General features: G+C 42.3%; 15 protein-coding genes. 8 read left to right on the top strand and 7 right to left on the bottom strand.

Annotated features, from left to right (window positions below; translation table 11 throughout):
* On the top strand, positions 1–800 hold an 800-nt coding region (locus AB4232_RS10140), incomplete at its 5' end, for a RecX family transcriptional regulator (RefSeq protein WP_372087048.1).
* A gap of 110 nt (positions 801–910) precedes the next feature.
* On the opposite strand, the gene AB4232_RS10135 is transcribed toward AB4232_RS10140, so the two are convergent.
* On the bottom strand, positions 911–1,705 hold the full coding sequence (locus tag AB4232_RS10135; protein ID WP_012601007.1) for a response regulator transcription factor: 795 nt from the start codon (positions 1,703–1,705) through the stop codon (positions 911–913).
* Positions 1,706–2,009: 304 nt separating this feature from the next.
* On the opposite strand from AB4232_RS10135, the gene AB4232_RS10130 reads away from it, so the two are divergent.
* The 3 genes from AB4232_RS10130 to AB4232_RS10120 all read left to right on the top strand — a co-directional run bounded on the left by AB4232_RS10130 (position 2,010) and on the right by AB4232_RS10120 (position 4,578).
* On the top strand, positions 2,010–2,882 hold the full coding sequence (locus tag AB4232_RS10130; RefSeq protein ID WP_372087047.1) for a DUF3187 family protein: 873 nt from the start codon (positions 2,010–2,012) through the stop codon (positions 2,880–2,882).
* Positions 2,883–3,037: 155 nt separating this feature from the next.
* A complete protein-coding gene (locus tag AB4232_RS10125; protein ID WP_009844765.1) occupies positions 3,038–4,078 on the top strand; it encodes a hypothetical protein in 1,041 nt (346 codons plus the stop codon).
* A 188-nt stretch (positions 4,079–4,266) separates the two neighbouring features.
* Positions 4,267–4,578 carry a hypothetical protein gene (locus tag AB4232_RS10120; RefSeq protein WP_029222827.1) on the top strand — a complete coding sequence of 104 codons (312 nt, stop codon included), beginning with the start codon at positions 4,267–4,269 and terminating at the stop codon, positions 4,576–4,578.
* A 94-nt stretch (positions 4,579–4,672) separates the two neighbouring features.
* Here AB4232_RS10120 and AB4232_RS10115 read toward each other — a convergent pair whose 3' ends face one another.
* Positions 4,673–6,520, bottom strand: a complete 1,848-nt coding sequence (locus AB4232_RS10115; protein ID WP_372087046.1) for a M3 family metallopeptidase — start codon at positions 6,518–6,520, stop codon at positions 4,673–4,675.
* Positions 6,521–6,741: 221 nt separating this feature from the next.
* Here AB4232_RS10115 and AB4232_RS10110 point away from each other — a divergent pair, with 221 nt between their 5' ends.
* From AB4232_RS10110 to dbpA, 3 genes are all read left to right on the top strand, one after another.
* Positions 6,742–7,335, top strand: a complete 594-nt coding sequence (locus AB4232_RS10110; RefSeq protein ID WP_372087045.1) for a hypothetical protein — start codon at positions 6,742–6,744, stop codon at positions 7,333–7,335.
* A 217-nt stretch (positions 7,336–7,552) separates the two neighbouring features.
* Positions 7,553–8,461, top strand: a complete 909-nt coding sequence (locus AB4232_RS10105; RefSeq protein ID WP_009844769.1) for an aldo/keto reductase family oxidoreductase — start codon at positions 7,553–7,555, stop codon at positions 8,459–8,461.
* Between the two features lie 148 nt (positions 8,462–8,609).
* On the top strand, positions 8,610–9,989 hold the full coding sequence (gene dbpA / locus AB4232_RS10100) for an ATP-dependent RNA helicase DbpA (protein WP_009844770.1): 1,380 nt from the start codon (positions 8,610–8,612) through the stop codon (positions 9,987–9,989).
* Positions 9,990–10,129: 140 nt separating this feature from the next.
* On the opposite strand, the gene AB4232_RS10095 is transcribed toward dbpA, so the two are convergent.
* The gene (locus AB4232_RS10095) at positions 10,130–10,303 is read right to left on the bottom strand and encodes a hypothetical protein (protein ID WP_009844771.1); all 174 of its coding nucleotides are present in this window, start codon (positions 10,301–10,303) and stop codon (positions 10,130–10,132) included.
* 261 nt (positions 10,304–10,564) lie between these two features.
* On the opposite strand from AB4232_RS10095, the gene AB4232_RS10090 reads away from it, so the two are divergent.
* Complete coding sequence (locus AB4232_RS10090) at positions 10,565–11,401, top strand: DUF6279 family lipoprotein (protein ID WP_372087044.1); 837 nt, start codon at positions 10,565–10,567, stop codon at positions 11,399–11,401.
* A gap of 82 nt (positions 11,402–11,483) precedes the next feature.
* On the opposite strand, the gene AB4232_RS10085 is transcribed toward AB4232_RS10090, so the two are convergent.
* The 4 genes from AB4232_RS10085 to AB4232_RS10070 form a co-directional block, all read right to left on the bottom strand.
* Complete coding sequence (locus AB4232_RS10085) at positions 11,484–12,107, bottom strand: PolC-type DNA polymerase III (protein WP_017098680.1); 624 nt, start codon at positions 12,105–12,107, stop codon at positions 11,484–11,486.
* A 70-nt stretch (positions 12,108–12,177) separates the two neighbouring features.
* Positions 12,178–12,579: a PPC domain-containing DNA-binding protein gene (locus tag AB4232_RS10080; RefSeq protein ID WP_102582521.1), complete on the bottom strand. Its 402-nt coding sequence runs from the start codon at positions 12,577–12,579 to the stop codon at positions 12,178–12,180.
* A 111-nt stretch (positions 12,580–12,690) separates the two neighbouring features.
* Positions 12,691–13,887 carry a DEAD/DEAH box helicase gene (locus AB4232_RS10075; protein ID WP_372087043.1) on the bottom strand — a complete coding sequence of 399 codons (1,197 nt, stop codon included), beginning with the start codon at positions 13,885–13,887 and terminating at the stop codon, positions 12,691–12,693.
* Positions 13,847–14,031: hypothetical protein (locus tag AB4232_RS10070; RefSeq protein WP_372087042.1), on the bottom strand; the 185-nt coding region annotated here is incomplete at its 5' end. The genes AB4232_RS10070 and AB4232_RS10075, both read right to left, overlap by 41 nt.

Genomic DNA, 14,031 nt, shown 5'->3' with positions numbered 1-14,031 from the left:
ATACAACGGTAAGAAAAGCGACGCGAATCGAAAGCGTCATGAACTCTGCGATGTGGCATTTAACTCAGAGAGATATGACAGAAAGTGAGTTGGTAGCGAAGCTCAAAGTGAAAACCGACAATCAAGAATGGATTGATGAAACTTTGGGTACCCTGAAAGGCTTTGGGTATCTCAAGTCTGACCAAGTGTTTGCTGAACAATTTGTGGAACAAGCATTCTCGGGTGAATTTGGTTCTCGATATATTGTCGAAAAGCTGAAAAAGAAAGGCCTGACGGACTCAGTGATTTCTGATGCAATCCATAAGGTGTCTTTCGAAAAGTCTATTGATGAACAGACCATCCTGATAGACCGAATCAACCACTACTACTCAAGCTTTACCATGAGCCGTGAAAAATTGGTTGCGACGCTGCAAAAGCGTGGCTTTAGCTATCAGCAAGTTAAGGTAGCGATTGACCAGCACCCACAAGCGCATGAACTGAAGAGTAATATTCAAATTAAGGCAGAGAAAGCCGATTTGGAAAAAGAAGTGCTTAAGTATGCTCGTAAAGGCAAAGGCTTGACTGCTATTCAGCAAGACCTTAGACAACGACAAATAGACACGAGCGAATTGCCACAATTGGTCGATCGGTTAATTAACGAAGAGCAACTGGATTTTTACTCTTCGTGTTTAGAACAACTACAAAAGAAACCTTATGACCTCAACGATCACAAAGAGCGCTCAAAAGCTTACGCTATGCTAAGTCGAAAAGGCTTTTCGTCGGATGAAATTAAATTTGCTCTTAGTGAAGGTAACGAGTAGCCAGTGTCCTTAAACCAAGAAATATAGAGCTTTCATAAATACAGACCCTTCAGATATAAATAGCTGAAGGTCACCGAACACAGAATGATTTACAGGGTTAATAGATTGTTTTAACGCGTTGTGTGCAGGTTTTCTGTAATACCTAACCCATTACGCAACGCGAACTGAAGAAGGTCATTGTGGTTGTTCAAATCGAGCAACCCAAGCATTCTGTACTTATGCGATTCTATAGTTCGAGAGCTTAGATGGAGCTGTTCCGCACACTCTTTTGCACTTAGGCCTTGAGCAATAAGTGCCAACACTTTGGTCTGCTTCTTGGTGAGTAAGAGTAATTTGTCACTGTCATCTTCTAGCCGATTCTCATTTTGCTTTAATGTTCTGGCTAGTGTTGAGTGCTGCCAATAACAGAGCCAAAGCTCACAGACTAATTTTAAGCGCTGGATGTCTTCGAGATCGAAAGTGGTATCGTTGTCGTGAAAGTTAGTAAAAGACAGTGCTCCCCAGCGTTGGTTAAAGAGTTGCAAAGGAATGATGCAGTGCCATCGCCCCCCTTCTTTGTATAACTGCTTTAATACGTAATTCTGAGTGTTCTCGAGGTCGTCTTTCGAAAACGCGAGATAAGTTTTTTTGGTCTTTAGCAGCTTTAAATAATCAAGATAGTTGCCACCAATGAGATTCTGTTTATTGACCGGGGGTATGTTCGCTTTCGATACTGAACAAGTCTTTCCGTCTTCCAGTAAGACCATTGAGTTAGGGTAGAGTGTTAAACGATCCATCCCAAACCAATCGAGTACGTCAAAGCTCGCTTCTGACCAAGTAGCTTGAAAACACTTAGGATCGCTATTGATGAGAGTCGTTGATTGCTTCATCAACAATTGTTCAAAATTTAGGTTAGTAGCCGACATACCTTTCCTCTATCAATATATTCATCAGGTTAATATCCCGAAGACTATGCGTTCGTAAAGCACAGTGCAAGATAAGATGTTTACATTTTCGAGAGGTTCTAATTTTCGTTTTTTTATAACTCTTTAATCTAAATGTTAGGATGATAAGCGGTAGAACTACTGCATTAATTGAACGGTGTTTTTTAATAAAATCGGGCATTTATACAACCGAGTAAACACTGTGATAAGTTTAAGGGCGTTACTGAGTATTTCAGTCTCGATACTGACTTTTTTTCATCCTACTGCAAGCGCGAACGCATCCCCAATGTTTGTCTATGCGCAGTCACCTATTCATTCAAATGTGCTTTCAACACAACTTCGTTCTGCTCAGCCCAAAAGGGTGGGGACTATTGAGTTCAAGTCCTCTTATACCCAAGCCAGTATATGGGCACACACGAGTGCGTATTCGCTCGACTATTATCAAAACCAGTCAAATATTGCGATTGAGTGGCAAGCATCTCCAATTTGGAAAACCGATCTGGATTATCGAGTTGTGACTGCAAAAGATAATGGTTTAGACAGTTTTGTGATGGGTTTTCACGATCTGTTTGGTATTGGACAAAATGGCCGTGATGAAGTGGCTGAAGATCAGTTCACCATGGATTTTAATCATGCAGGGGTTCATGTGTCTGATTTTGAGGGGGATGATTTAACCAATGCGCTGACTTTTTACAATGAGCTTCTGTTGCATTCTAGAGGGCCGATGTCGCTCTCTGCTGGTGGCTCTTTATTTTACAACAACGTAAAAAGTGGCCGGTTTGCCAGAACTAGCTTCGAACAAGGCGTCCAACTTAACTACAGCTTTATCACCTTAAGGCATAACTTTTTTTCAACGGTAGGTTTGGTTCACCGTAACGGTGATGACTACTTAGTTAGTTTAGAGGGGTTCAGCGCAAGTTGGGCATTAGGGTATGAGTATATGTTTAATGCTCGGCACAGTTTGTTAGTTGAGTCTTTAAATTATCAAGGGTGGGCAACGGATGAACCAGATTTCTCAGAGCCGTCTAATGAAGTGGTGCTCGGTTATAGGTACCGATTCAATAGGTTTAGTTTAGAAGCCTTGATGACAGAGAATATTCGCAATATGGATAACAGCACTGATATTGGGTTTACGATTGGGTTGCGCTTCTCAATATAAAAGTAATATCAACATATCATTATGTAATTAAATTCATCGCAACGATAAAATTCCAGTAGTTTTACGGTATATCCACAACACAAATTTTTGAACAATAGCGCTACTCCAAAAGGCCGGACTAACAAGGCCGAATCAATATATAGGTAGTGGTTATTATGAAAAAGACATTAGTAGCACTTGCGATTGCAAGCATTTCAAGTTCAGCTTTCGCGGTAAATACAAGCAGCCAAAACAGCCAAAATGAAGACATGTTCGCATTTGATTCAATGCATAAAGATCAATTCTCAGTATCTGGTGCTATGGGTGTTGGCGGGTACTACGACACTGGTTCTAAAGCATTCTACGATGACTGGGCTACAGGCCTAACACTTGCAGTAAACTACCGTAACAACCGTATTGTTGGTTACTTCGAAACAGACTTGATGGTGAACTACACAACAGACAATAACGTTTCAGCGAATGATTCAGTTAACTACAAGTGGACAAATGGCATCGATACTGGCCCTGCTGCTGATGTAGACAAAGCTTGGCTTGGTTTTGACACTGGTTTCGGTATCGCTTCATTCGGTTGGGAAAATGATACAGCACTAGATAAAGTTGACGGTGCTGGTGATAACACTTACGAGTTTGGCGCTTCTGCTGGTGATGCTTCTGACGGCTTCAATGTTGTTAAGTTCCAGGGTGCAACAAGCGGTATCGCTTACGGTATCTCTTACTTCGAAACGAAAGATTCTCGTAACAATGATAAGTTCGACAAAGGTGTGAACGGCTACATCGGTCTAGAGCAAGAAGTATTCAACCTATACGCAGGTTACGAAAACCGTGATTACGAAGCTAATTACGAAGTTTACACGGTAACTGGTAACGTAAAAATTGGTGACCTAACACTAGGTATGAACTCTTGGATTGATGACGCAGATTCTGAGAAAGACACGGGTTACTACGTTTCAGGTGGTTACGCGGTTTCTGAAGACCTAACAATTGCAGCTGGTTACGCCTCTAACAGCAATGAACTTGATGGCCAAGCGGACGTAGATGCTTCTTACATCAACATCGCGGCAATGTACCGTATTGCAGACAACGCTGACATGGGTATTGATATCAAACAAGATATTGATGGTGCACGCATGGGTTCAACTAGTGCACAGTACGACGAAGAAACACACGTATTCGCAGCAGCTTACTACTACTTCTAAGCTCTTAATAGCTTAATAGCTTAATAGCTTAATAGCTTTGAGAGCTTAAGAACTTTAAATCTGATTGCTATGGTGTGTCGCATGCCCGGTCGTTACACCATGTTCTCTTCGTTTTGCCGTTTAAGTATCCAACCGATATGTGGTTTGGCACTCAGTGTTATGAGTGGAATGATAATCTGGAGAATGTAATGGTTAAGAGCATTACTGCCAAGGGTGTTATTTACGGAAATGACACTCTGTTTACATGTAAACCGAATCGAAATGGATTATTTGAATTGGCGCGTAAACATGGAAGAGTTGCAGGTACTCGCCCGCAAGATCTCAAGAACAAGGTTTATGCTGAATCTCTTGATGAAGCTTGGAATTTACTCAAAACAGAAAAGTTTTATATTGTTTTGACAGGGCAGATATGTGGTATTCATAGGAAATCACTAAGAAGCCTTGATTCTGTCGACATTATTTTTGATGTTCAATCTCGTTTAAATTGTGTCACTGTGTAGGGCCAATGCTGTAAATAAAAAGGACGATTAAATATCGTCCTTTTTTTCGTTTGAGTTTTTTGGTTCAACCTTGGTTACAGATGCTCAGCACCCGCTATCGGCCGTATTGCCCAACGATAAAGTGTTCAAACTCATCACACATCTGATGGTTTGACTTATCATTATTCGCCAACTCGGTTGTCCCATCAACGATTGATATTTTCGCATTCAAATCAGCGACGGGTGCTCGTTCTCTTGTCGACAGCTGTTTGATTTTTTTATCTTCAATAGCCCAAGCTTCTTCTGGCGATAAGTTGCACTCGTCAGCGAGGTACTTGGCATTAAAACCTTCCCCAGTCAGGCTTTCGATTGTCCCATTATGATTCACGCTATTTCCTTGGTGCCAATAGTGCTTAGCTAACAAAGGGCCGATCTCTGGGTTATCCGTTAAGTAGCCAAACTTATCGGTGAAATATGCACGAGTTTGATACACGGCCATATGAGCTAATAAGTAACCCTGATATGCGCATGAGGCTTCATCCGACAATAGATGTGGAATCGCCATCAATGGGCGAGGGCTACAAGCCAATCCAAGAATCGTTTTCTCACTGCTACGAGCAAGAGCAGTGATCTTTTCAGGTGTCAGATCTTCATCCGCCAATTCGTAAAGTGCTCGTTCGAAATAGGGAACAACAAGAATGCTTCGTTCTTGGTAGGCTCTGAACGGTTGTTTGTTATCTATGATGGCTTTGATTAGCTCATCAGGTACTGCTTGGCCTTCTGAATCCAGGGCATATTGTTTTAGCCAATCGGCGTCATTCAACAAGCTATCGCAGAACATGGACTGAGTTTCGGCATAAGCCATCGATGTTGGTGCAAATTCTTGAGAGAAACAAGGCGCATTCATTTTAACATTAGCGAAATGTGCAGCGTGGCCGCCCTCGTGAAACAGCGTATTGATACCATCATAGCCGCTGCCGATTTGGTCGGGTTTGGCATTGCTAGTGAAGTTAACCTGTGCAGCTACCCAAGTATCTTGATCGTAGAAAGAAGGAACTGGCCCATGACAGAAACCGTTTGGATACTTTCCTTTACGATCAAGCAAATCTAATTTCAATGTTGCTTGTGAGTATTCGATATTAAGACGACCAAAAGACTCAACCCAGCGTCTCAGTGATTTTGAGAAGGGAACATAAGGGTCTAAGTCATTCATAACGTCACCAGCAAAAGAGTAGGTGAAATTATGGGCTTCTAGAGCACTCTGACCTTTTTTCTGAGTTAAGCTCTCTAGGCTTTGTTGATGGCTATCTCGCGTGCGAACTTCAAAGTCATCCAGAATTGTAAACAGTTGCTCAGTTGTCATTTGCTCGGTTTTAACGACGGAATAATCAAAAAAGGTTTTGAAACCCAGCGATTGAGCAAACTGGTTGCGTTTTTTGATGAGTTCAATGAAGCCGTTAGCCAGCAGCCACTGCTCTAAACCTAGTAGTGTTTGGTGAGCTGAAAGCCTAACTTTTTCATTACTATTGGTTCTTATTGTTGAACCTAGAACTGGTAACGACCCTTCAGTGTCGTCGCCCGCTTCATTCACGTATGTCATTACATGATTCTGTTTTTTCTCAAACAGTTCAGCCTCAAACTTTATGAGTTCGGTTTTAAGCTTCTGTGATTGCTCAGACTCAATAGCGTGAGATCTAAAGGTCGCTAACCAACCCTTCAAGCCCGTTAGCGTACTCTCTTTTTCTTGAGGGTCTTGAATTTCTTCGATAGTAGCTAGCTGCGTTTCGATAGCAGCAATTTGCTCGGCAGAGCTAAGAAATTCAGTCCATTGGGTCTGCGCGAGTGTCGAGCCATCATGGTCGTCACTGATCCCCATATAAGTATCCCAAAAGAAGTCTTCTTTCGCTTTATGAGTCGCAAGATACTTTTGGTTCAATTGGTTGAGATAGTTCGTTGCAGTCATGGACGTTCCTTGTAAATTATTCATTAATTTCAACATTATGACACATTCACGGGGTGTATTGTGTGACGACAGATATAACAGAGTTCAACTGTTCTTAGTATCAAGTTTGTTAATCTTATCTTTGAGCAATATTTTTAGTTTTATAGATGTAAATCGAGCAGTTGTTTGTCGATTGGTCACGTATAATGCACGCTCCATACCGCACGAAATAAGCACAAATAATGAGAACTCTTCCTGTCTTAATCCTACCTTTGTTATTGGCTCTGAGTACCTTTTCATTTTCTGCGCAAGCGAGTGAAAGCTGGTGGTTGCGAACGGTATTCAATAGCGACCCAACTCAACCGAGTTCTCAAAACTATATTAACGATATCGATCTTATGGATTGTGGCGAAGTTGAAGGCACTCTGTTGTGCAGTGACTTAACCCAATATTACGATTTGGATGTTTATGTTGAACTGGAGTTGGGTGACTCAAGCGTCGAAGTGGTTCGCCTTAATCTGCCATATTCGAACCTAAGGTACACAAAGCTTCAGGCATATCTTCGTCAAGATGGCTTTGCTCTCAGTTCAATTCGCATTGGAGAGGATGATTTTGATGTCGTCGCTCAACTCGAACAAGCGAAACGTGAGGGAGTTGGTTACGATAAGGTAGATAAACAACTCGTAGAATTCATCAACTCACCACATCATTCCTCTGAGCAAATGAGTGTATGGAATGTGCCTAGCTCTTCCTCATCTTCTTCTAGTTCTTCAGCCCCTTGGATTAAGTTACATAGTGATGGTGACAAGTTAACGGTTGAACTAAATCGCTTTTAATTGCTCAAATTTATAGATGGTTTCGTCATTCATCAGAGTAAACAAGCCTTTCAGGAGAACGGCTCACGGGCAGACAGCAAGTTATAATTCATTTAAGTGTTCGTTTTTCTGTGGCTCTCACATTTTTAGTAAGCGTTTACCTTTGCCATTTGTTATACGTTGAGCCTTCGGTAAAACGAGCTTAGGATACGTTCAGTATTGATAAAGGAGACAACCCATGGTTGCAAAAGTAACGGTAGCGCCACAAGGCCCAGAACTTTCTGAGCTGGTGCAAGGATACTGGCGTACAGCTGAGTGGGGTATGACCCCGCAACAACGTCTGACTTTCCTAAAGCAGCACATTGATCTTGGCATCACAACGGTTGATCACGCGGACATTTACGGTAACTACCAATGTGAAAAGTTGTTTGGTGAAGCATTAGCGCTTGAGCCGAGCCTTCGAGATGATATTCAAATCGTCACCAAGTGCGACATCAACTTGTGTGGTGACCACACTCCAGATCGCAAGATCAATCACTATGACACCAGCGCGCACCATATTTACCAATCAGTAAATAACTCTCTAGAGCGTTTGGGTGTAACCGAACTTGATGTATTACTGATTCATCGCCCTGACGTATTGATGGACGCGGATGAAGTAGCAGAAGCGTTCGCTGAACTACATAAGGTAGGTAAAGTTAAGCACTTCGGTGTCTCTAACTTTTCACCGCGTCAGTTCGACTTACTGCAATCTCGACTAGGTAAGCCACTAGTGACTAACCAAGTTGAAATCAACCCATTGAACTTCGAAGTAGCTCATGATGGCACGCTAGATCAACTGCAGATGAACCGTATTCGTCCAATGGCGTGGTCTTGTCTCGGTGGTGGTAGCATCTTTAGTGGCGATTCAGCACAAGCGATTCGTGTTCGTAATGAACTAGAAGCCATTCGCCAAGAAGTGGGTGCAGATAGTATTGACCAAGTAATTTACGCTTGGGTTCGTCGATTACCGTCTAAACCGATTACTATTATTGGTTCAGGTAAGATTGAGCGAGTGAAAACGGCCGTTGATTCACTGAAAATCGAACTGACTCGTGAGCAATGGTATCGCGTTTGGGTTGCCTCTAAAGGTCACGGTGTGCCATAAGAAGTAATTCGAAAATGACGATAAGCCAGCCAACAAAGCTGGCTTTTTTGTGTTCGCCTAACCTATTTCTTCAAAACTGTGATTAAGGTGGAATAATTTTCAAAAACACTCATAATGCACTCTGTTTTTCACCAGTTGGATATTTCCATTGAGCACTTCAAAATTCTCTTCAATCGCCCTTAAGCCAGAGCTTCTAAATACGTTAGATTCTCTTGGTTATACTGAAATGACGCCTATTCAAGCGTTAAGTCTTCCTACTATTCTGGATGGCAAGGATGTTATCGGTCAGGGTAAAACGGGTTCAGGTAAAACAGCTGCTTTTGGTTTAGGCGTGCTGCAAAACCTACGCGTTAAGCGTTTCCGTGTTCAGTCTTTAGTGTTATGTCCGACTCGTGAGCTAGCAGACCAAGTAGCAAAAGAGATCCGTACTCTTGCTCGTGGTATTCACAATATTAAAGTGCTGACACTATGTGGCGGTATGCCAATGGGCCCACAAATTGGTTCATTAGAGCATGGCGCACACATTCTTGTGGGCACTCCTGGTCGTATCCTGGACCACCTAGAGAGAGACCGTATTGACCTGTCTGAGTTGAACACACTTGTGTTAGATGAAGCCGACCGCATGCTGGAAATGGGTTTCCAAGATGCACTAGATGCTGTTATTGAAGCAGCACCAAAAGATCGTCAAACGTTATTGTTCAGTGCAACTTTCCCTAAACAGATTAAATCTGTTGCAGACCGTATCATGAATAACCCTGAAATGGTGAAGGTTGAATCAACGCACGATCACTCAAGCATCCAGCAACACTTTTATAAGGTTGAAGGTACTGAAGCTCGTGATGACGCACTAGAGCTAATGCTTCTTCATCATCAACCAGAGTCAGCGGTTGTGTTCTGTAATACTAAGAAAGAAGTACAGAACGTAAACGACGAGCTAAGCCACCGTGGCTTCAGTGTTATCGAGCTTCATGGCGACATGGAACAACGTGAACGTGACCAAGCTTTGGTTCAGTTCTCAAACAAAACCATCTCTATCTTGGTTGCAACAGATGTTGCTGCTCGTGGTCTTGATGTTGATAACCTAGATGCTGTGTTCAACTTTGAGTTGTCTCGCGATCCTGAAGTTCACGTGCACCGCATCGGTCGTACTGGTCGTGCAGGAAGCAAAGGGGTCGCAATTAGCTTCTTTAGCGAAAAAGAGATGCACCGTGTTGCTCAAATTGATGAGTACATGGATATGCCAATTGAACCGTCTCAGTTGCCAGCTAAACCAATCGCTAAGCCGTACTACTCAAACATGGTAACCATTCAGATTGATGGTGGTAAGAAAGCGAAACTTCGCGCAGGCGATATCCTTGGTGCGTTGACAGGCCAAGGCGGTATTGATGGTAAGTCAGTAGGTAAGATCAACTTGTTCGCGATGCGCGCTTACGTTGCTGTAGAAAGGTCAATGGCTAAGAAAGCACTAGGCAAAATCGAATCAGGTAAGATGAAGGGTCGTCAATTCCGCGCCCGAATTCTGAAGTAATTCGAGACTGAATCCCTTTGCTGCGATATGTCTAATTAACGAGATTGCTACTTAATGACATTGCAGTAAAGGGTGTTCCACAAAATACCACTCAAGTTTACTCTCTTAGGTTTATCGACCTAGTTCTCTATACCAAAACATTATTCATCGGGTCTTATCGAATAAAGATCGTTGATATGTTTTCCTTCGCTAAGATACCAAGTCATCGCTTCCTTTCGATTGTGAACCAATATCGTGATTGTGGTTATTGATCCATCGTCAAAATAGCAAAGCTCATATTCTAAATCGCTTGGATGATCAGGAATAGCGGCCATAGCTCTCCTCCCAAATATCAATCATTTGAAATACGCCAACCCAACTCATTTATAGGGTTCGTATTGCGTCAAATGAGTAATAAAAATCAAGTTACATCACTGCTATTAATTATTTTTAGTTTAATCATTTGCCGAAATAGTTAGATTAGCAAGTCTGAGTCTCAATTTATCCGAAAGTTTTTACGAGAACCCGATTTTGTAGCTAATGTTATAAGATCGTCTTGAGGTTCGTTGTTGAGTAAAATGTTGTGAGAGGGTGTAATGAGAAAGTGTCGTTGGTTAGTCTTATTAAGCTGTTTTCTATTCTCTGGCTGCGGGACTAAATTTGCCTATAACAATATAAGCTGGTTTGTCGTTAGCTATATTGAAGACTTTGTAACTCTTTCCAATAGTCAGGAATCAGAGCTCGAAGAGCACCTCGACTTATTACAGCAATGGCATAAAGAAACTCAACTGCCGTTATATATTTCGCAATTAGAAGTGATCCAAAACACAGACCGTTCTGATATGAGTTCTGCTTTTATCACTGAACAAAGTGACCAAATTAAAGACCATATTCGCTCAATCGTTAGTAAGTTCTCTCCCGATATTTACGCTTTAAGCATGCAGTTTAACCCTAAACAAGATAAGGAATTCTTAAAGAACTTTAGGGAAAAGCAGCAAGAATATTACGAAGAAAGATTATCATTGAATGATGAAGATTCGAGAGAACGTTATCGAAGTCGAATTGAAGATCGGTTAGAGCGATGGCTAGGGACGGTATCGAAAGAGCAAAAGCAGATTATTTCAACTTGGTCTCAAGAATGGGTAAATACCAACGATAACTGGCGCCAATATCAAAATAATACCTACCAAGATTTATCGACACTGATAGAAAAGAAAAGCGACTTAGATATAGCTCAGCCGATTATTATGAACCTGCTTCTGAACAATGAAGCTTATTACCCTGAAGGACTTGAGCCTGAGCTTAACAAGAACATGCAGACATCAGCCAATTTTTTAGTCGATATCGTAGAAAGCAGTACGAATAAGCAGTGGGCTTATTTCATGAGTGAATTAGCAAGCCTTAAAGGAACATTTGAATCACTGCAGGAGTAGAGTCTTCTTTCGTTCTAAAGGCTAGTAGTTATCCATGCGACTAGCCTGTCAATCAAACTTGAAGGGGAGAGAGTTTAGATATTTAATTTCTGTTGCTCATCAGCAGCTTTGGAATAGAGCCTTTAGCGGTCTTAGATATTTTCTGCATCAGTTGAAAACTCGGCTGTTGAATGCCGTGGTCACTTTGAAGCTCATCAATCATCAATAACCACAACCGTGCTGTCATTTCTGAATCGGCTAACGCTCTGTGGAAAGTACCGTCGTTGTCGATATTCTTAAAGCGCACAAGGTCGCCTAGCTTATGAGTCGGCGCATCTTGGATTAGGCGGCGAGCGATCAACATTGAGCAAGCGAACTTGCCTGTGTAGTCTCTGCCAATAAAGTCTAATTCCGCATCAAGAAAGCGCTTATCAAACGATGCATTGTGAGCAACAAGTTGGCTGCCTTGGATAAAGTCTGCAAACTCATCCATTACTTCACTGCAACTGGCCGCAGTGCTTAACATACGATTACTGATCCCGGTATAGCTTTCAATGAACCCGCTAACACGAAACCCTGGATTCATTAGCTGCTGGAAGGTGTCGACGACTTCGCCGTTAACTAATTTAACCGCACCGATTTCAATCGCTCGGTCACCCATGTTTGGTGATAAGCCTGTGGTTTCGAAATCGAGAACGATAACGGAGTCTGCGGAGTTTGGAGCCATCGAGTTTCCTAATTACTATTGGGTGGTATCGCTTTATATGAGGTGTTTGGTGCTGCTATCAGTGAAGCTATTATGTGTTACTGCTGATCGTGAGCTCAGTGTAACCCGTCGTATCATCATGCTCTCTGTTGAAGGTCAAAGTATCGTAACGGTGCACAATCAATTCAGCGGTGGTGGCGATAATCGTTCCCTCCAACAGATGACCGCCAATCACGTCACCATTTTCATCAGCAACGGATATATGAATATGCTGGTGGTTCGGGGTTAGCGTTGCCATCACAGATACGATTTCGAATGGAGCTTTGATTAGCTTGGTGTTGTTCGCATTAGCTAAACGAATATTGAGTTGAGAAACACAACCGACGCACGACGCGATAGAACCTGCCGAGATGTTCTGTGTGGTCACTAGTTTTTGGAGCTCAAGCTTTAGATCTTGGCCTCTAGTTAATCTCGTTGCGATAGGAGTGATCATCTTATTGCCTCAACTTTATATGTATTTCTAAGAGCAAAACGAAGCCACATGGGCTTCGTTTTATTTTCATTTTGGCTAACGTGACTTTTTCATTTCTATAGCTGAAATTACTTAGTCTTGTTGCTGTTCTCTTTTCTTCTTAGGAACGAAGTTCAATACAGAGATTGGCACTTCTTTGCGTGGTTCAAAACCTTCAACAACACGACGTTCAATCAAGTGACCAAGACGTTTTTCGATAATGCACAGGTTCTTGAAGTTGTCTTTCGATAGGAAAGAGATCGCTTCACCAGATGCATCAGCACGGCCTGTACGACCAATACGGTGAACATAGTCGTCCGCTGGGAATGGGATGTCGTAGTTTACTACGCGGCTTAGATTATCGATATCAATACCACGAGCAGCAACACCGGTCGCAACTAGATACTTTAGTCGGCCTTTCTTGAAATCAGCCAAAATCTTTTCACGAATCGCTTGGCTACGTCCACTGTGGAAAGCTTCCGCTTGAATGCCACGCTTTTCAAGTTGAGCAACCAACTTAGCCGCGCCGTGCTTAGTCTCGATAAAGATAAGCGCTTGGTCCCACTCACCGTCAGTGATCATGTGGCTTAATAGTGCAGACTTACGGTCTTTATCTACGGTCACTAACCATTGTTCGATGTTTGCTTTAGAAGCGTCAGTTTTGGCAATTGAAATCTCTTCCGCTTCACTGATTGCGCTTTTCGCTAGCGCACGCACTGGCGTTGACAGCGTTGCTGAGAACAGCAGGTTTTGGATGTCTTGTGGTAGACGCGCGATGATCTTGTTGATGTCTTCAATGAAACCCATGTCTAGCATGCGGTCAGCTTCATCAAGAACTAGTACTTCAACTTCATCAAAATGAACGGCACGTTGTCCGTACATATCGATTAAACGACCTGGAGTTGCCACAAGAATATCGACACCTTCGATCAAGCGGTCTTTCTGGTGTTGGTAAGATACGCCACCGTACATCGCTAGTGATGTTAGGTTTAGGAACTTCGCGTACTTAGTAATGTTCTGCTCAACCTGAATCGCAAGCTCACGAGTTGGTGTCAGAATAACAGCACGAATACGTTTTTTACGTTGTGTTTCACCTTTACTTAGCATTTCTAAGATAGGGAGAACAAAGCTCGCAGTTTTACCTGTACCTGTTTGTGCAGCAGCAATTAGGTTCTTACCAGAAAGCACAATCGGAATTGCTTTTTCTTGAATAGAGGTTGGCTTTTCATAGCCTTGTTTTGCAACGGCTTTAACAATAGGTGAGCTTAATCCAAGCTTGGAAAATGGCATAAGTTTCTCGGTATGATTTGGCTAAATAGCGATGGAAAGGTTTAACAATCTTATACAAGGATAAGATTAATGGCGGCATTCTACCATGTTGCTTGTGTACTACTAGGGCATGTTGACCTTTCGAGCTGATTTTTGCAGCGAGTT

The organism is Vibrio sp. 10N.286.46.A8 (assembly GCF_041470165.1).
Classification (GTDB): domain Bacteria; phylum Pseudomonadota; class Gammaproteobacteria; order Enterobacterales; family Vibrionaceae; genus Vibrio; species Vibrio tasmaniensis_A.
The sequence above is the reverse complement of the archived record's forward strand: the minus strand, read 5'-3'. Positions and strand labels throughout refer to the sequence as shown.